Source organism: Parvimonas pharyngis (genome assembly GCF_046569675.1).
GTDB lineage: Bacteria > Bacillota > Clostridia > Tissierellales > Peptoniphilaceae > Parvimonas.
The window spans coordinates 283420-300226 of sequence record NZ_JBKICJ010000001.1 but is presented as its reverse complement, the minus strand read 5'-3'; the positions used below and the strand labels follow the sequence as shown (position 1 = coordinate 300226).

Here is a 16807-nt window from a genome sequence, read left to right as displayed (position 1 = left end):
TTATGAATATAAAAAGACTTGGAAGAATTGAATCTGAAATTAATAGAGTTTTATCAGATGCTATTTACAACGGTATTAAAGATAATAGAATAGATCCATCTATTACAAATATTACCAAAGTTAGCGTAACAAATGATTTAGGAATTTGTTACGTTAGCATTGGTATTTTTGGAGATGAAAAAACTAAAGATAAAACTATAAAAGGACTAGAAAGTGCTACAGGTTTTATGAAAAAAAGAATTTCAGAAACCTTAGATTTAAGACATACTCCTAAATTAGTTTTTAAACTTGATGAATCTTTTGAAAAAGCAGCATTAATGAACGAGTTAATAATAAAAGTATCAAAAGAAGATAGAGAAAAGAGAGAAATATATGGTAATAATGAAGATGAATAATAGTCCTGAAGAAATATTAGGATTGATAAAATCTTCAAGTAAAATTGGAGTAATCTCACATAAAAATCCTGATGGAGACAATATTGGATCTACAATTTCTATAATTCTTGGTATAAGGGAAAATTTAGATAAATCAATATTTGGAATAAAAGTTGATGAATTTCCAAGTAATATACTATTTTTAGATACTCTTGTAAATATAAAAGAAGTTTCAGAACAGGATTTAGATTTGTTAATATATGTTGACTGTGGAGAAATAGATAGACCTGGAGATATTGGTGAACTTTTTAGAAAAAGAGCTAAAAAAATAATTAATATAGATCATCATAAGACTAATAATTTTTTTGGAGATTTAAATTATGTATTTCCTAACATGAGTTCAACTTGTGAAATAATATATAATTTATTTAAAGAATTTAATTTTAATATTTCAAAAGATGTTGCAAATGCACTGTTAATAGGGATTAATACTGATACGTATAGATTTTTATACGAATCCTCCACATCTTCTACTTTAAGAGCATGTGCTAATCTTTATGATTTAGGAGCGAATAAAGACTATATTTATAAAAAACTATATCAAAATAACTGTTTTGAAGTTGAAATGTTAAAGAATAAATTAATAGCTAGAGCTGACTTATATTTTAATAATAAAGTAGCTGTAATTGGTATGTTTAAATCTGATTTTGAAGGTACTAATTTAACTATGGAAATGGTAGATGATATAGTAAATTATTATAGAGACATAAATGGATTTGAAGTATCTATTCTATTTAAAGAAATTAACGATAATATTTTTAAAGGTAGTATAAGAAGTAAAGAATTTGTTGATGTTTCAAAAGTTTGTTCTTATTTCAATGGTGGAGGACACACAAGATCTGCAGGTTGCGTTATAGAGGGTGATTATAAAACAGTTGTTAATTTATTTTTAGAGAAACTAAGAAGTGAGTATCCAGATGAGTTTTAATGGAATATTGAATGTTTATAAACCAAAAGGATTTACTAGTAGAGATGTAGTAAATATCGTTAGAAAAATATATAATACAAAAAAAGTTGGACATGCTGGAACTCTTGATCCTAATGCTACAGGGGTTTTACCAATTGCTATTGGAAATGCTACAAAAATTGTAGACTATATTCAAACAATGGGAAAATCTTATATAGGAGAAATGACTTTAGGCATAGAAACAGATACTTTAGATATTTGGGGGAAAAGTATAGATTCAAAGGTTATTAATTTTAATAAAAATATTTTTTTTGATGTTATACAAAATTATGATAATAAAAAAATAATGCAAACACCTCCAATGTTTTCGGCTTTAAAGAAAGATGGAAAAAGATTATATGAGTTAGCTAGAAATGGAATTGAAATTGAAAGAGAAAAAAGAGAGGTTGATATCTATTCGCTTTTAATCCTAAATTTCTATGATAATAAGATAAGATTTGAAGTTAGCTGTTCTAAAGGAACATATATAAGAAGTTTATTTAATGATATAGGATTTGATACAAATAATTATTCGTATATGAGTTCTTTATGTAGGAATAAATATGGAATTTTTAAAATTGAAAATTCGATTTCAATTGAAAGACTTAAAAGACTTGATAACAGGCAATTAAAAGAATCTTTACTAAAGATAGAAGATGTATTAAAATATGACAAAATTAATTTTGAAAAAAAATATTTTAAGCATATCTCTAATGGATTAAGAAAATCATTTTATATAGACAAATGTGGCACATTCAAAATATATTGTGATAATGTTTTTATTGGAATTGGTGAATTAGTTCCTGAACAAGACAGGAAAATTTTAAAGATGTTAAATATATTTTATAAAAATAATGTTTAATATTTAGAATAATTATTAAATTAAATATCTAAAATATAGAGAGGTATATTAATGAAAAAAATCTAATGACTTTATCATTAGATTTTTTTTAATTTAAACTTGTTACTTCTATTATTTTTCTATTCAATTTTGAAATGGGTAAGCCTACTATATTATAAAAATCACCTTTAGTACTCTTAATTAAAAAATTACCATTATCTTGTATTCCGTAACCTCCAGCTTTATCATATGGTGAATCTGTTTTTATATAGCTTTCTATTGTTCTTTTTTGTAATGAATCTAAATCGTAAAAAGTTACATAACTTTTTACTGAAAATGTATGATAAATATTTTTAAAAAATATTGTAACAGATGTTTGAACTATATGCTCTTTACCAGATAAATATTCTAACATACTTCTTGCTTCTAAAATATTATTTGGCTTTCCAAATATAACATTATTATCAAAAACGATAGTATCAGCAGAAATAATAAGCGAATTATTATAATTTTTACTTATATATTTACATTTTTCATAAGATAATTTTTCACATAATTCACTAAATCTTGATATATTATCATTAAAATTAGATTCTAAAAAATCTTTTTCTAACTTTCTTTCATCAATTTTTGCTGGAATTATTTTAAATTCATTAAAAATATATTTTAATAAATCTTTTCTTTGCTTAGAATTACTTGCAAGTATAATATCGTAATCTTTCATAAAAGTCTCCTTAATTTTTATTATATAAATTATATCAAAAATAAAGAAGCATCTCAATATATAAAATAATTAAGACGCTTCTAAAATCCAGGATTGCTCAACATGTTATTATAAATAAAATTATTTCATAATAATTTATTTTTCATTAAATCAACTTACCAGTTACCCCATACATTATCATAAAAAAACATGATAAAGTAAAAGTTGTAAATGTAAGTAGTAATTTAAACATTTCTAAAGTATTAATATCTGAATTTCTAGTTTTTCTTTTTTGCATTGTAATTTCCTCCAATCAACAAATCACTTTATAAGTTACTTATATTATACACTTAAAAAAATAACTTGTCAAGCGACTTTTTTAAAAAAAATAAAAAAATTTTAAAATAAATTGCTTTTTAAGTTATTTTAGTGTATAATTAATATAGAATAATAGGGGTGATAATATGACTACAGGGGATAGATTAAAAGAACTTAGGCAAAAAGCTAATCTTACATTACAAGATGCTGGTGAATTAATAGGAACTAGTAAGCAAAATTTATTTAAATATGAGAACGATATAATTACTAATATTCCGATTGATAGACTTGTTAAATTAGCAGAAATATATAATACAAGTCCAATTGAAATTTTAGGTTGGGAGCATTATTCTAATAATCCAAATTCAACAAAAGCTTCAGTATATAATTACTTACCATATGGTGTTTCAGCAGGAACTCCAGATGGTCCGAACTATGAAGTAGATTTAGAGAAAATAGAGATTAGTGATTCTGTAATGGGGCCATATGCAAATGATGATGATATTTTAATAATGCATGTTAATGGAGAAAGTATGAATAAAATAATTCCTAATGGGAGCTATATTGCTGTTAAAATGAACTATCCAATATATAATTTAGAAGATGAAGACATTGTTGTGTTTTCTAATAATGGTGAGTATAGTTTAAAATTATTTTTTAGAGATGGTGAAGATATTATTTTTAGGCCAGCTTCTACTTATCACTCCTTTACAGATTTTAAATTTTCTAAAGATGATGAATTTAGTATATTAGGTAAAGTTGTTATGTACTGTGTAAATTTATAATTATTTTATATAAAAAAAGTGTAGATTTTTATCTACACTTTTTTATTTATAATATAAAATAATATCTAGATTTTCAAGATAGCTATAGCTAGCATAAAATAAATTATTAAACTAGTAGCATCTACAATTGTTGTAATTAATGGAGCCGCAGCACTAGCAGGATCCATTTTTAACTTTTTAGCAATTAACGGGAGAATACCTCCTGCTATATTTGCTGAAATAAGAGATATGGTTATTGTGAGGCTAACAACAAAACTAATTGAAAATGTAGTATTTTTTGACCCAAATATATATAGTCTTATAAAATTTGTTACAAATAAAATTGCACCACAAAGTAAACCAACAAATAACTCTTTTCTAAAAACTATAAAAATATCTTTTATATTTAAATCATCAATAGCAATACCTCTAATTACCATAGTTGAACTCTGGGTGCCTGCATTTCCTGAAGTTGACATTATTATTGGTATTGATGCTGAGAGCACCGTTACTGCACTAAGTTTATCTTCAAAAAATTGTAATATATATCCTGTAAAAGTAGCAGAAATCATAAGAATTAATAGCCAAGATATTCTTGACTTAACCATTTCTTTTATACTTGTTTTTAAGTATGATCCATCTGTAGGACTAATACCACTCATTTTATGAATATCCTCTGTTGCTTCTTCTGTCAAAATATCTAAAACATCATCTGCTGTTACAATTCCTATTAAGCAGTGTTGATCATTGAGAACACATATTGTAGTTAAATCGTATTTGCTTAGTAAACTAGCAACCTCTTCTTGATCTGTATTTGTATAAACATAATGAATATTCTTATCCATTATTTCGGATATTAATTTATCATTTTTTGCTATTATTATATCTCTTAAGTTTACAATACCGACTAATACTCTTCTTTTATTTATTACAAAACAAACATTAATTGTTTCTGCTATAGATGCTTGTTTTTTTATTTTAACAATAGCCTCTTCAACAGTATCCTCTTCTCTAAGCTCTACAAAGTCAGTACTCATTACTGATCCAGCTGTATTTTCTCCATAACTTAATAATGTATTAATTTCTTTTCTATGGTCAGCTGGTACATTTTCTAGAATGTACTTAATTACATTTGCTGGCATTTCTTCTAAGAAATCTACAATATCATCACTAAACATATTATCTAACATGCTTTGAAGTTCAATAGATGATAATGCTGAAATTAACCTTTCTTGATGTTCTGAATCTAAATAAGTAAATAAATCAGCTGAAATATCTTTTGGTAAAATTTTGAAAACAAACATTGCTTCATCAAGTTCTAATTCACTAAATATTTCACTTAAGTCAACAATATTATATTCATCAAAAATTTCTCTAATTAATAGAACTTTTTTTTGTTTTATGAGTTCAGGAAGTAGGGAAGATAATTGCTCTTTACTATATTCTAAAAAATTATATTCCATATATTACACCTCCTAAAAACATAGATGCTAATGCAAAATATATTGTAAGAGAAATTGCATCACATACGGTTGTCAATATTGGTCCACTCATTGATGCAGGATCTTGTTTAAGAGTACTAGCTAATAATGGTAAAATTCCACCAATTAAATTAGCAATTGTTACAATTATATAAATAGTAACAGATATTAAGATTGCAATTGAAAGTGAAATATTTGGCATAAATAATAAAATTCTAAGAATATTTACAGTAAATAATATTGCACCTAATATTAAAGAAATTAGAAATTCTGTTTTAATTACATACTTAAAATCAGAAATATTTAAATTATCAATGGCAATTCCTCTTACTACCATTGAACTTGATTGACTACCAGCATTACCAGCAGTATCCATTAACATAGGTATAAAAATTACTAACGACGGAAATTTTAAAGTTAAATCACTATTTTTAGATAAAATAAGACCAGAAACTGTAGCAGAAATCATAAGTATTAGTAACCATGTAATTCTACTTTTTACCATTTCTAATATTGGCATATTCACATAGGAACCTTCAATAGGAGTGATACCACTCATTTTTTGTAAGTCCTCTGTAACTTCATCTTGAATAATATCATAAACATCATCAATTGTTATAATTCCAATAAGTCTATGTTGATCATTTACAACAGGTAAAACTAATAAGTCATATTTCGAAAATATTTTAGCTACTTGCTCTTGATCTTCATCACACTCTACAGAAATTACGTCAGTTTCCATTATATCAGAAATCAATGTATTTGAGGAAGCTAATAATATACTCCTCATTGAAACAAATCCTAGAAGAATATGTTGATCGTTGGTTATATAGCAGTAGGAGATTGTTTCGGCCAGTCTTTCTTTATCTTTTATCATTTTTAAAGCTTCGTCAGCTGTGATTTCAGGATCAAGTTCTACGTAATCTGTACTCATTACAGAACCAGCACTATTTTCTTTAAAATTTAATATCATATTAATTTCGCTTCTTCTTTGATTAGAAGCAGAATTTAAAACTCTTTTAACAATGTTAGCAGGTAATTCTTCTAAAAATTCACTAATATCATCAGTAAACATATAATCAAGCATTACTTTGATTTCATGATCTTGCAAACCGTTTATTACTTGTTGCTTCATATTTTGAGGAAGATAAGCAAAAATCTCTGAAGATTTTTCTTTTTTTATAACTTTGAACATAAATAAAATTTCTTTAATATCAAAATATTCTTCAAAAATATTTGCAAGAGTAACTTCATTTGTATTGTAAATTAAATCTCTTAAATGAAAAATATTTTTTTCTTCTAAAGAATTTTTTAGCTCATTAGCTATTATTTTGCTTTTTTCCAAAGAATTCTCTTTTAAATTCATATATATCCTCCTTTTTCTATAATAAAATTCTATTATTTTATATTATAACATATTTTAGATTTAATAATATACATATTTTGTAAAAAAATAAATAAATAACAAAAAAATAAATTAGAAAAAACATGTAAAATTTAATAATTAAATGTTGAAAAATTAATATTTTTATGATATAATTCAATAAGTATATATTTATGTAAATGATATTTTTTTGTTTTATGTATACTATTTTTAAAAATTTATAAAATTAGGGTTAAAAAATGAGAGTTATATCTGGGAAAAAAAGAGGATTAAAGTTATTATCTCCATTAGATAATAATATAAGACCAACTACGGATAAGATTAAAGAGTCTATTTTTAATATATTATTTGATATTGATGAGAATTCACTAGTTTTAGATTTATTTTGCGGAAGCGGTGCTATTGGAATTGAATTTTTAAGTAGAGGAGCTAAAACGGTTTATTTTTGTGACATTTCAGAACAAAGTGTAAATATTACAAAGAAAAATCTTCAAAATTGTGAATTTAATGATAATTCTATTATTATTAATATGGATTTTATGAATTGTTTAAATTATTTTTATAATAATAATTTAAAATTTGATTATATTTTTTTAGACCCTCCATATAAGTTTGAATATATAGAAGAAACATTAGAATTTATTTATAATAAGAATATTTTGAATACTGACGGAATCATAATTATAGAAACAGATAAAGATATTTCTATAAAAAACTTTAGTATTATAAAAGAAAAAAAATACTCTAAAATTAGAGTCTTATTTTTAGAAAGGAAAGATAATAATGAAAATAGTTTTTCCTGGAAGTTTTGATCCTTTAACAAATGGACATAAAAGAATTATTTTAAAGGCTTTAAGAATTTTTGAATCTGTTAATATTTTAATTTTAAATAATATAAATAAAAAATCACTTTTTACACTAGAAGAAAGAAAAGATATTATTTCAAATATATTTAAAGATTATAATAATGTTAGTGTTGAATTATATTCAGGATTGTTAAGTGAGTATATTGAAAATAATGATGTTAATATTATTGTTAGAGGAGTTAGAAATACTTTAGACTTTGAATCTGAAAAGATTAATGCTAAAGTAAATAAAGAACTTTGTGGTGTAGAAACAGTTTTATTCTTTTCTGATAGTTCAGATGAACATATAAGCTCTACAGTAGTTAAAGATATTTATTTTAATGGAGGTAGTATAGCTAGATACGTAGATAAAATTGTTTTAGATATATTAAGTGAAAAATTTAGGAGGAAATAGTTATGGAAATTTTAGAATTAATTGATCGTATTGAAGATTTAGTGGAAGAAAGCTCAAGTTTACCGTTTTCTAAGAAAGTAATGGTAGATTCTGAAGCATTATTTTTCATATTAAAAGAAATGAGAGAAAGTATTCCTGAAGAAATTAAACAAGCTGAATGGATTCATGAAGAAAAAGATAGAATTTTAAATGATGCAACTAAAGATGCTAATCAAATTTTAGAACAAGCAAATAAAGAAGCGTCCCAAATTAAATCTGATGCAGAAGCAAGATATGAAAAAATGATAAATGAAAATGATGTAGTTGTTGCTGCCGAAAGTAAAGCAAATGAAATATTATTAAAAGCAGAACAAAATGCAAAAACTATAAAAATGCAAACTAATACTTATGTTGATGATGTTTTAGCTAAAACTCAAGAAAAATTAAGAGATTTAATTACTGTTTTAGATAATAACAGAAGCGAGTTAAGAAAATAATTGGAGAACAGATGAATAGAGTTACTGAAAATTTAATTTTAGATATTGATGATACTAGAAATCTATTTGGACATCTAGATTCTAATATAAATTATATTTCTAAAAAATTTGATGTATCAATAAAAAATAATGAAGAAGGTTTATCTATTAGTGGGGATGAAAAAATGGTATTGTTATGTAAAAAAACAATCGAATTTCTTGTTAAAGATAATCCTTCCGAAGATTTAGATAGGCAAAAAGTATCTTATATTATAGAAAAAGTAAAATCTGAAAACAAAGAAATATTAAATGATTGGCTCGATTATGTTATATGTTTAAATTCAAAACTTAAACCTATTAAGCCAAAAACATTAGGGCAAAAAAAGTATATTTCAGCAATTGAAGAAAATATAATAACTTTTGGTATAGGACCAGCTGGTACCGGAAAAACTTTTTTGGCTATAGCGATGGCTGCTAAAGCTTTAAAAAATAATTCAGTATCTAAAATTATTTTAACAAGACCCGCAGTTGAAGCAGGTGAAAATTTAGGTTTTTTACCAGGAGATTTGCAAGAAAAAATAGACCCTTATTTAAGACCGCTGTATGATTCATTATATAGCATATTAGGATATGATAATTTTCTTAAGCTTAAAGAAAAAGGTATTATTGAGGTTGCACCTTTGGCCTATATGAGAGGGAGAACTTTAGATGATGCATTTATAATTCTTGATGAAGCCCAAAATGCTACAAATGAGCAAATGAAGATGTTTTTGACAAGAATTGGTTTTGAATCTAAAGCGGTAATCACTGGAGATATTACTCAAATTGATTTAGGTAGAAGAAAAAATTCCGGACTTGTTTCAGTAAGTAAAATTTTAAATAATATTAAAGGGATTAATTTTAATTATTTTGATAGTTCAGATGTTGTAAGACACAGTATTGTCATGAAAATAATAGAAGCATATACTAGATATGAAGATAATATAGTGGAGAATAAATAATGAATGTTTTATTTGATAATAGGCAAGATTATTTTATAATATCTGATATTCTTAAAAAAAAAATAATAGAATGTATAGAAACAGCATTAAAAGTTGAGAATAAATTTAGGAATAATATTGAAGTTTCAGTTTCTTTTGTAACAAGTGAAGAAATCAAACATATAAACTCAGAATTTAGAGGTATAGATAAAGAGACAGATGTTTTATCATTTCCAATGGATTTTGAATTTTATGAAGAAAATATGCCGTATATGTTAGGTGATATTATAATTTCTACAGAAAGATCAATCGAACAAGCAAAAGATTTTGGACACAGTATCGAAAGAGAAATTTTATATTTAGTTTGTCATTCGGTGTTTCATTTATTAGGATATGATCATATTGATGAATCAGATAAAATGATTATGAGAAATAAGGAAAAAGAAACTATGAAAATAATGGGAATTTTTAAAAATGAAAAAGAATTCTAAATTTATACAGAGCTTAACTTGTGCGTTTAAAGGAATAATACATGTTATTAATGCAGAGAGAAATTTTAGAGTTCATTTATTTTTTTCTTTGCTAGCTATAGCATTATCTTTAATTCTAAAAATATCTTTTATTGAATTATCTATAATATTTATTATGATAGCTATTGTTTTGGTACTAGAAATTATTAATACTATCATTGAAAATATTATGGATTTTTTATGTAAAGATTATAATTTAAGTGTAAAATTGATAAAAGATATGGCAGCAGGAGCAGTTCTAGTATCAGCTTTTATTGCAATAATTGTTGGGATACTAATTTTTATTCCTAAAATAATAGTTTTTATTGGTGATTAAATGAATTTAAATGTTTATAAAGATTTGATAGATTGTGCTTTAAATAGTCAAAATAGAGCATATACTCCATATTCACAATTTAATGTTGGAGCTGCTGTGCTTACAGAATCCGGAAAAATTTATGGTGGTTGTAATATAGAGAATGCATCATATACTCCAACAGTGTGTGCAGAAAGAGTGGCTATATTTAAAGCTATTTTTGATGGAGAAATGAAAATCAAAAAAATTGCAGTTGTTGGAAAGAAAAATTCTTTCACATATCCTTGCGGAGTTTGTAGGCAAGTTATTAGAGAATTTTGTACAGAAGACTGTGAAATTATACTAGTAAAAAGTGAAAATGAATATAAGATAATTAATTTTTTAGAATTATTACCTTATAGTTTTGGACCAGAGGATTTATAGTATGAATAATTTAAAATCAGGGTTTGTTAGTATTGTTGGCAGATCTAATGTTGGGAAATCAACTTTATTAAACAGAATTATTGGAGAAAAAATCTCAATAATATCTAATAAACCTCAAACAACAAGATTTAATTTAAAGTTAATATACAATTCACTTGATTCTCAAATAGTATTTGTTGATACTCCAGGCGTACAAAATCCTAAAAATAAATTAGGAGAATTTATGCTAAAAGAATCAAAAAATTCTTTAAAAGATGTAGATTTAATTTTGTATATGGTTGATAGTAATTTAGAAATTGGAGTACTAGATAATCAAATAATTGATATTCTTAAAAGGATAAATCTTCCAAAAATTTGTGTTATAAATAAAATTGATACTTTAAATTCTGAAGATTTATCTAAAATTATATTAAAATATGAAGATATGAACTTATTTGACGAGATTATACCAATATCTGCATCAGAAGGAACTAATGTATATAATTTAATTGATAGTATAAAATCTTTTTTACCGTTTGGACCAAGATACTATTCTGATGATATGATTACAGATCTAACAGAAAGAGATATAGTTGCAGAAATAATAAGAGAAAAAACACTTAATCTATTAAGAGATGAAATTCCACATGGTATCAATATTTTAATTGAAAAATTTTCTTTAAGAAAAGATAAACCAATAGTTGACATTGATGCAGTAATTTGTGTTGAAAAAAAATCTCATAAGGGAATGGTTATCGGTAAAAACGGAAGTATGATATTAAAAATAGGAAAATCTGCTAGATTAGATATAGAAAACTTTTTAGAATCAAAGGTAAATTTGAAATTATTTGTTAAAATAGATGATGATTGGAGAAGTAAATCATTTAAGGTGAAAGAATTTGGATATTTTAGAAAATAGTATTTATAATAGTGTAAATGGATTTGTTATTTCGGAAAATACATATATTAATAAAGGAAAAATTTATAAAGTTTATACAGATGAATTTGGATTTATATCTATATATACAAAAAATTCAGAGATGTTTTTATCTTTGTACTCTAACTATAATTTTAAACTAATGTATAAAAATGAATTTTTTTATTGTAATGAATATGAATTAATAGATTTTTATAAATTTAAATCTAAAGACCAGATACTATTTCTAAATATTTTATCTGAAATTATTCTAAAAACTAATGTTCAAGAGTTAAAGAATTTAGAAGTATATAACTTAATCGATGAAATATTACAGACTAAATATTTAGATTATAATATGTTATTAACTTATTTTATTTTAAAATATTTACTTTATAATGGATACCACATAATATTTGAAAACAATAAATACTTAGATTATTATAATTTTGATATTTCTGAGTTACTAATAAATTCAAATTTAAAAATGCATATAAAATATAATTATCTTATTAATAATTTTGAATATAACTATATTTATTTGCTTTACCATTCAGACAGTATTAGAAATTTTGAAACTATAGACTTTAAAGTAAATAAGGAAAGAATTCTTGGCCTTTTAGTAAATGCATTATGTCTTAATTTTAATGTATATAGATTGAATAGTTATAATTTAAGGTGATATGATGTCTTATATAAAAAAAGAAAAAATCGAAGAAATCAAAGAAAAAGCAGATATTGTTTCTGTAGTGAGTGATTATTTATCTATAAAAAAGAGTGGAAGATATTATACGGGAAACTGTCCTTTTCATAATGAAAAAACACCTTCTTTTTTTATTTATCCTGAAACTAATAGTTTTCATTGTTTTGGTTGTGGAAAGCATGGCGATAGCATATCTTTTGTAATGGAAATTGATTCAATAGATTATGTTAGCACAATAAAAAAACTAGCAGATAAATTTGGTATTCAAATTGAATATGATAGTTCAAATAATTTTTCTGAAAATAAGAATTACGAAGATTATTATAAAATAAATGAATTTGCTGCTAGATTTTATTATAAAAATATGATGGAAAATTCTATACCTAAGCAGTACTTACTAAATAGAGGTATAAATCAGAAATCAATTAATTTATTTTTTATTGGATATGCTGATGACAACTGGAAATCATTATATAATGAACTAAAATTAAAAAATTTAAACATAGATATTGCTGAAGAATTAGGTCTTATAATTAAAACAAAAAATGGAGATTATATTGATAGATTTAGAAATAGAATAATATTTCCTATTTTAAATGTGAAAAAAAAGATAATAGGATTTGGTGGAAGAACAATTGTTAATGATAATGCTAAATACTTAAATTCTCCTGAAAGTATTATATTTAAAAAAGGAGAAAATATTTATGGACTTGACAAAATAATAGAAAATAATATTAGAGATAAGGTTCTAATTGTAGAAGGTTATATGGATGTTATTTCATTATATCAAAGAGGTATAACAAATGCTGTTGCTGGTTTAGGAACTGCTTTTACCGAGACTCAAGCTAAGTTAATTAAAAGGTACTTCAGAAATAATATATATTTATGTTATGATGGGGATAATGCTGGTATAAGTGCTGCTAATAAGACAAATCAGATATTTAATGAATTATCTATTAAACCAAATATTATTCTTCTTCCGGATAAACTAGATCCTGATGATTATATTAAAAAATTTGGAATAAGTGAATTTAATAAGCTTGTTGATAATCCATATGACATTAATGGCTTTAATTATGAAATTTTGAAAAAAAACAAAAAGAATTCGAATTCTATAACTGAAAATTCAATTTTTTATGAGAATATTTTATTGTTTTTATCAAAAATTGATACTAATATATTAAGAGATTTATATGTTAATAAGATATCAAATGAGTTTGGGTTTGATAAAGAATCTTTGAAGGAAGACTACAAGAATTTTTATCAAAATGATAGTAGAATAATTGAAAGTACTAATATATCTGATGAGAGGTATAAAGAAGATAGTTTATTGTTAAATTCTGACAAAAAAGTTTTAATAATGGGTATTATATTACTAATGAGATGTGAAAGCAAAGTGTTAAAAATTAGTTATAAACTTGAACAGTTAATAAAGGGTACAGGTTTATATAATGTTTTTTGCTATGTTAAAAATAATGCAGAGAATAAAATGATAACTGTTCCGTCTAAATTAATTGATAAATTTGCAAATAGTAATGACGATTTAAAAATTGTAGAATATATTGTAAAATGTTATGATGAAAAAGTTGAATTATCAATTTTAGATTATATCAAATTATTAGATATTACTGTTTTAAATTTTGAAATTAGAAAAACAACTAAAAATATAGAAACATTAAGAAATATGGATAGAAATAATGAAGATGTAATTTCTAATTTAAATTTTAATGTTAAAAAGTTGATGGAGTTAAATAAAAAACTTAAAAATATTGAGAAAGGGGTTCATCATGAGTAATAAATTAAATGATATTGAATATGATGAAGTAAAAATTCTAATAATTGAGGAACTAACAAAGTACGCTAATGACCATAACGGCTTTGTTAATAATAAGTACCTTGAATCTTTAGATTTGTTTAATCTTATTGATATTGATGATATAGAAGAAATAAAAACTAAATTAGTTGAAAATCAAGTTGAATTTATTGATGAAAGCGAAAATTTAGAAGATATTGAAATTAGTGATGATTTAATCGACTTAGATGATGAAAAGGACGATGTTGAAGATGAAGAAATAAAATTAGAAGATTTTTCAGATTTAAAAGGTTTTAACATTGATGACCCAGTAAAAATGTATTTAAAAGAAATTGGAAAAATCCCATTACTTAGTGCTGATGAAGAGAGAATATTAGCTGAAAATATGGAAGCAGGAGATATAGAGGCTAAAAAGAAATTAGCTGAAACTAATCTAAGACTTGTAGTTAGTATTGCAAAAAGATACGTTGGTAGGGGAATGCAATTTTTAGATTTAATACAAGAAGGAAATATGGGTTTAATGAAAGCCGTTGAAAAGTTTGATTTTAGAAGAGGATTTAAATTCAGCACTTATGCGACTTGGTGGATTAGACAAGCCATAACTAGATCTATAGCAGACCAAGCAAGAACTATAAGAATACCTGTTCATATGGTTGAAACTATAAACAAACTAGTAAGAATTGAAAGACAATTAGTTCAAGAACTTGGTAGAGAACCAACAAATGAAGAAATATCAGAGCATATGGGTATTGAGGTTGATAAAGTTAATGAAATTAGAAAAATTGCACAAGAACCTGTAAGTTTGGAAACTCCAATTGGAGAAGAAGATGATAGTCATTTAGGAGATTTTATTGAAGATGAAACGGCCATTGCTCCTGATGAAGCAGCTAATTTTTCAATGCTAAAAGAACAGTTAAATCAAGTCTTAAGTACTCTATCTGAGAGAGAAAAAAAAGTTTTAGAACTACGATTTGGTTTAAATGATGGTACCCCAAGAACATTGGAAGAAGTTGGAAAAGAATTTGAAGTTACAAGAGAAAGAATAAGACAAATAGAAGCAAAAGCTCTTAGAAAACTAAAACATCCTAGTAGAAGCCAAAAGCTAAAGGATTTCTTGGAATAAAATTATGAGTAGTTTAAGGTTAAAAAAAATTTGTGATTTAGTTGATTATAATTCAATTGTGGCAGATATAGGAACAGATCACGGTATAATTCCAATTGAATTATCAAAAAAATCTATTTCAAAAAAAATAATTGCTACTGATATAAGTAAGGATTCTTTAGAAAAATTAGAACAAAAACTTTTGTATAATAATAATATTGCTAATATTGATACTAGAGTATCTGACGGATTAGATTGTATAGAAGAATTTGAAGTTGACACTATAATAATATCCGGAATGGGAGGAATACTCATAAAAGAAATACTAGAAAAAAATCTTCATATAGCAAAGACAGCGAATTATTTAATACTATCACCAAATAATTCGTTAGATATTTTAAGGAAATTTTTATTTAAAAATAATTTTGTTATTGATAAAGAGTCTGATGCTATAGAAAATAAAAAATACTATCAAATTATAAAGGTTAAAAGAGGAAAAGACTTTTATAATAGTGATCTTGAATTTTTATATGGTAAAGAACTTATAAAAAACAAATCTGAAAATTTAAAAATTTATTTAGAGAGTGAATTAAAAAAATATAGTATTATCATTGAAAAAATTAAAAAAGAAAGTAATAGAAATAGTAGAATTTCTGAAATAAATAAATTAGTTGAAAGCATAAGAGGAATTTTGAATGGTTTTTAAAGTTGGAGATCTTTTAAGAATATTGGATAAAGAGTATTCGTTTTTTTTACAAGAAGATTGGGATAATACTGGATTCCAATTTGGAAATTATGATGATCATATAAAAGGAATTTTATTATCACTTGATATTACCATTGATGCAATAAAATTTGCAATAGAAAATAAAATTAATTGTATTATATCTCATCATCCTTTATTCTTTGAAAAGATTAAATTTTTAGACTCAAAATCAGATAGTTATAGAAAAATTGAATTGTTAATAAAATATAAAATTAATGTAATTTCTATTCATACACCATTAGATTTACATGAAAATGGTGTTAATAAAATATTAGCTGATAAATGTTTTTTGCAAAATAAAAGACAAGTTTTTGTTGAATATAAAAATGGACTAGGCTATGGTATTGTAGGTAATATTGATTTAATAAGTTGTAAAAATTATATAGAACAAATAAAAAAAAATTTTATACAACCTATAGTATTTTATGGAGACTTCGAAAAGAATATTTATAAGGTTGCGGTACTTGGAGGTTCTGGAGCATTTTCCATAAATAATGCAATAAGTAAGAATGTAGATATACTAATTAGTTCTGATTTTAAGTATCATGATATTCAATCCGCATTAGAAAATAGTATTAATATAATTGACTTAGGACATTATGAATCAGAAGTCATTGTATTAGAATCTTTACTAGAATTTCTAAACAGTAAAAATCTTAATTTAAAGATTTCTATTTACAATAATAACATTTTTAAAAGAAATATATTTTAAAA

The 16807-nt window shown here is 24.2% G+C and carries 21 protein-coding genes; 17 read left to right on the top strand and 4 right to left on the bottom strand.

Translation table 11 applies throughout. The annotated features are described in order from the left end of the window. Window positions 1-2: 2 nt before the first annotated feature. The 3 genes from rbfA to truB are packed head-to-tail and all read left to right on the top strand — an operon-like array spanning window position 3 to window position 2242. Window positions 3-395, top strand: coding sequence for a 30S ribosome-binding factor RbfA (rbfA, locus tag ACLGL0_RS01430; RefSeq protein ID WP_314557640.1), 393 nt, complete (start codon window positions 3-5; stop codon window positions 393-395). Next, complete coding sequence (locus ACLGL0_RS01425; protein ID WP_411013347.1) at window positions 373-1362, top strand: DHH family phosphoesterase; 990 nt, start codon at window positions 373-375, stop codon at window positions 1360-1362. The genes rbfA and ACLGL0_RS01425 overlap by 23 nt, the downstream gene beginning before the upstream one ends. Beyond that, window positions 1352-2242, top strand: coding sequence for a tRNA pseudouridine(55) synthase TruB (truB, locus tag ACLGL0_RS01420; protein ID WP_411013346.1), 891 nt, complete (start codon window positions 1352-1354; stop codon window positions 2240-2242). The genes ACLGL0_RS01425 and truB overlap by 11 nt, the downstream gene beginning before the upstream one ends. Before the next feature lie 88 nt (window positions 2243-2330). Here truB and ACLGL0_RS01415 read toward each other — a convergent pair whose 3' ends face one another. Both ACLGL0_RS01415 and ACLGL0_RS01410 read right to left on the bottom strand, forming a co-directional pair. Continuing rightward, window positions 2331-2945: a Maf family protein gene (locus ACLGL0_RS01415; protein WP_411013345.1), complete on the bottom strand. Its 615-nt coding sequence runs from the start codon at window positions 2943-2945 to the stop codon at window positions 2331-2333. 145 nt (window positions 2946-3090) lie between these two features. After that, on the bottom strand, window positions 3091-3222 hold the full coding sequence (locus ACLGL0_RS01410; RefSeq protein WP_269836885.1) for a hypothetical protein: 132 nt from the start codon (window positions 3220-3222) through the stop codon (window positions 3091-3093). 166 nt (window positions 3223-3388) lie between these two features. On the opposite strand from ACLGL0_RS01410, the gene ACLGL0_RS01405 reads away from it, so the two are divergent. Beyond that, window positions 3389-4027, top strand: coding sequence for a helix-turn-helix domain-containing protein (locus ACLGL0_RS01405; RefSeq protein WP_314557634.1), 639 nt, complete (start codon window positions 3389-3391; stop codon window positions 4025-4027). Between the two features lie 65 nt (window positions 4028-4092). Here ACLGL0_RS01405 and mgtE (ACLGL0_RS01400) read toward each other — a convergent pair whose 3' ends face one another. After that, entirely contained in the window at window positions 4093-5469 is a 1377-nt protein-coding gene (gene mgtE, locus ACLGL0_RS01400; RefSeq protein WP_411013344.1) for a magnesium transporter, read from the bottom strand. Next, a complete protein-coding gene (gene mgtE / locus ACLGL0_RS01395) occupies window positions 5459-6853 on the bottom strand; it encodes a magnesium transporter (RefSeq protein WP_411013343.1) in 1395 nt (464 codons plus the stop codon). Before mgtE (ACLGL0_RS01395) ends, mgtE (ACLGL0_RS01400) begins: the two co-directional genes overlap by 11 nt. A 257-nt stretch (window positions 6854-7110) precedes the next feature. Here mgtE (ACLGL0_RS01395) and rsmD point away from each other — a divergent pair, with 257 nt between their 5' ends. Genes rsmD through ACLGL0_RS01330 form a run of 13 tightly spaced genes read left to right on the top strand, consistent with a single transcriptional unit; the run spans window position 7111 to window position 16805 of the window. After that, the gene (rsmD, locus tag ACLGL0_RS01390; protein ID WP_411013342.1) at window positions 7111-7683 is read left to right on the top strand and encodes a 16S rRNA (guanine(966)-N(2))-methyltransferase RsmD; all 573 of its coding nucleotides are present in this window, start codon (window positions 7111-7113) and stop codon (window positions 7681-7683) included. Then, window positions 7655-8131, top strand: a complete 477-nt coding sequence (gene coaD, locus ACLGL0_RS01385) for a pantetheine-phosphate adenylyltransferase (protein ID WP_411013341.1) — start codon at window positions 7655-7657, stop codon at window positions 8129-8131. Before rsmD ends, coaD begins: the two co-directional genes overlap by 29 nt. Before the next feature lie 2 nt (window positions 8132-8133). Continuing rightward, window positions 8134-8607, top strand: coding sequence for an ATPase (locus ACLGL0_RS01380; RefSeq protein WP_411013340.1), 474 nt, complete (start codon window positions 8134-8136; stop codon window positions 8605-8607). An 11-nt stretch (window positions 8608-8618) separates the two neighbouring features. Continuing rightward, window positions 8619-9587 carry a PhoH family protein gene (locus ACLGL0_RS01375; RefSeq protein WP_411013339.1) on the top strand — a complete coding sequence of 323 codons (969 nt, stop codon included), beginning with the start codon at window positions 8619-8621 and terminating at the stop codon, window positions 9585-9587. Beyond that, a complete protein-coding gene (gene ybeY / locus ACLGL0_RS01370; RefSeq protein WP_411013338.1) occupies window positions 9587-10057 on the top strand; it encodes an rRNA maturation RNase YbeY in 471 nt (156 codons plus the stop codon). Before ACLGL0_RS01375 ends, ybeY begins: the two co-directional genes overlap by 1 nt. Next, window positions 10041-10412, top strand: a complete 372-nt coding sequence (locus ACLGL0_RS01365; RefSeq protein WP_411013337.1) for a diacylglycerol kinase — start codon at window positions 10041-10043, stop codon at window positions 10410-10412. The genes ybeY and ACLGL0_RS01365 overlap by 17 nt, the downstream gene beginning before the upstream one ends. Further along, window positions 10413-10814, top strand: coding sequence for a cytidine deaminase (gene cdd, locus ACLGL0_RS01360; protein ID WP_411013336.1), 402 nt, complete (start codon window positions 10413-10415; stop codon window positions 10812-10814). Window position 10815: 1 nt separating this feature from the next. Further along, a complete protein-coding gene (gene era, locus ACLGL0_RS01355; protein WP_314557624.1) occupies window positions 10816-11712 on the top strand; it encodes a GTPase Era in 897 nt (298 codons plus the stop codon). After that, a complete protein-coding gene (locus ACLGL0_RS01350) occupies window positions 11693-12391 on the top strand; it encodes a DNA recombination protein RecO (RefSeq protein WP_411013335.1) in 699 nt (232 codons plus the stop codon). Before era ends, ACLGL0_RS01350 begins: the two co-directional genes overlap by 20 nt. 4 nt (window positions 12392-12395) lie before the next feature. Further along, entirely contained in the window at window positions 12396-14207 is a 1812-nt protein-coding gene (dnaG, locus tag ACLGL0_RS01345) for a DNA primase (RefSeq protein WP_411013334.1), read from the top strand. After that, entirely contained in the window at window positions 14200-15348 is a 1149-nt protein-coding gene (rpoD, locus tag ACLGL0_RS01340; RefSeq protein ID WP_314557621.1) for an RNA polymerase sigma factor RpoD, read from the top strand. Before dnaG ends, rpoD begins: the two co-directional genes overlap by 8 nt. A 4-nt stretch (window positions 15349-15352) precedes the next feature. After that, complete coding sequence (locus ACLGL0_RS01335) at window positions 15353-16033, top strand: tRNA (adenine(22)-N(1))-methyltransferase (RefSeq protein WP_411013333.1); 681 nt, start codon at window positions 15353-15355, stop codon at window positions 16031-16033. Further along, window positions 16023-16805: a Nif3-like dinuclear metal center hexameric protein gene (locus tag ACLGL0_RS01330; RefSeq protein WP_314557619.1), complete on the top strand. Its 783-nt coding sequence runs from the start codon at window positions 16023-16025 to the stop codon at window positions 16803-16805. The genes ACLGL0_RS01335 and ACLGL0_RS01330 overlap by 11 nt, the downstream gene beginning before the upstream one ends. Window positions 16806-16807: the final 2 nt, after the last annotated feature.

Bases quoted from the DNA above. Each gene is read 5' to 3' on its own strand.
- rbfA (WP_314557640.1), top strand. From the start codon at position 3: ATGAATATAAAAAGACTTGGAAGAATTGAATCTGAAATTAATAGAGTT.
- ACLGL0_RS01425 (WP_411013347.1), top strand. From the start codon at position 373: ATGGTAATAATGAAGATGAATAATAGTCCTGAAGAAATATTAGGATTG.
- truB (WP_411013346.1), top strand. From the start codon at position 1,352: ATGAGTTTTAATGGAATATTGAATGTTTATAAACCAAAAGGATTTACT.
- ACLGL0_RS01415 (WP_411013345.1), bottom strand. From the start codon at position 2,945: ATGAAAGATTACGATATTATACTTGCAAGTAATTCTAAGCAAAGAAAA.
- ACLGL0_RS01410 (WP_269836885.1), bottom strand. From the start codon at position 3,222: ATGCAAAAAAGAAAAACTAGAAATTCAGATATTAATACTTTAGAAATG.
- ACLGL0_RS01405 (WP_314557634.1), top strand. From the start codon at position 3,389: ATGACTACAGGGGATAGATTAAAAGAACTTAGGCAAAAAGCTAATCTT.
- mgtE (WP_411013344.1), bottom strand. From the start codon at position 5,469: ATGGAATATAATTTTTTAGAATATAGTAAAGAGCAATTATCTTCCCTA.
- mgtE (WP_411013343.1), bottom strand. From the start codon at position 6,853: ATGAATTTAAAAGAGAATTCTTTGGAAAAAAGCAAAATAATAGCTAAT.
- rsmD (WP_411013342.1), top strand. From the start codon at position 7,111: ATGAGAGTTATATCTGGGAAAAAAAGAGGATTAAAGTTATTATCTCCA.
- coaD (WP_411013341.1), top strand. From the start codon at position 7,655: ATGAAAATAGTTTTTCCTGGAAGTTTTGATCCTTTAACAAATGGACAT.
- ACLGL0_RS01380 (WP_411013340.1), top strand. From the start codon at position 8,134: ATGGAAATTTTAGAATTAATTGATCGTATTGAAGATTTAGTGGAAGAA.
- ACLGL0_RS01375 (WP_411013339.1), top strand. From the start codon at position 8,619: ATGAATAGAGTTACTGAAAATTTAATTTTAGATATTGATGATACTAGA.
- ybeY (WP_411013338.1), top strand. From the start codon at position 9,587: ATGAATGTTTTATTTGATAATAGGCAAGATTATTTTATAATATCTGAT.
- ACLGL0_RS01365 (WP_411013337.1), top strand. From the start codon at position 10,041: ATGAAAAAGAATTCTAAATTTATACAGAGCTTAACTTGTGCGTTTAAA.
- cdd (WP_411013336.1), top strand. From the start codon at position 10,413: ATGAATTTAAATGTTTATAAAGATTTGATAGATTGTGCTTTAAATAGT.
- era (WP_314557624.1), top strand. From the start codon at position 10,816: ATGAATAATTTAAAATCAGGGTTTGTTAGTATTGTTGGCAGATCTAAT.
- dnaG (WP_411013334.1), top strand. From the start codon at position 12,396: ATGTCTTATATAAAAAAAGAAAAAATCGAAGAAATCAAAGAAAAAGCA.
- rpoD (WP_314557621.1), top strand. From the start codon at position 14,200: ATGAGTAATAAATTAAATGATATTGAATATGATGAAGTAAAAATTCTA.
- ACLGL0_RS01335 (WP_411013333.1), top strand. From the start codon at position 15,353: ATGAGTAGTTTAAGGTTAAAAAAAATTTGTGATTTAGTTGATTATAAT.
- ACLGL0_RS01330 (WP_314557619.1), top strand. From the start codon at position 16,023: ATGGTTTTTAAAGTTGGAGATCTTTTAAGAATATTGGATAAAGAGTAT.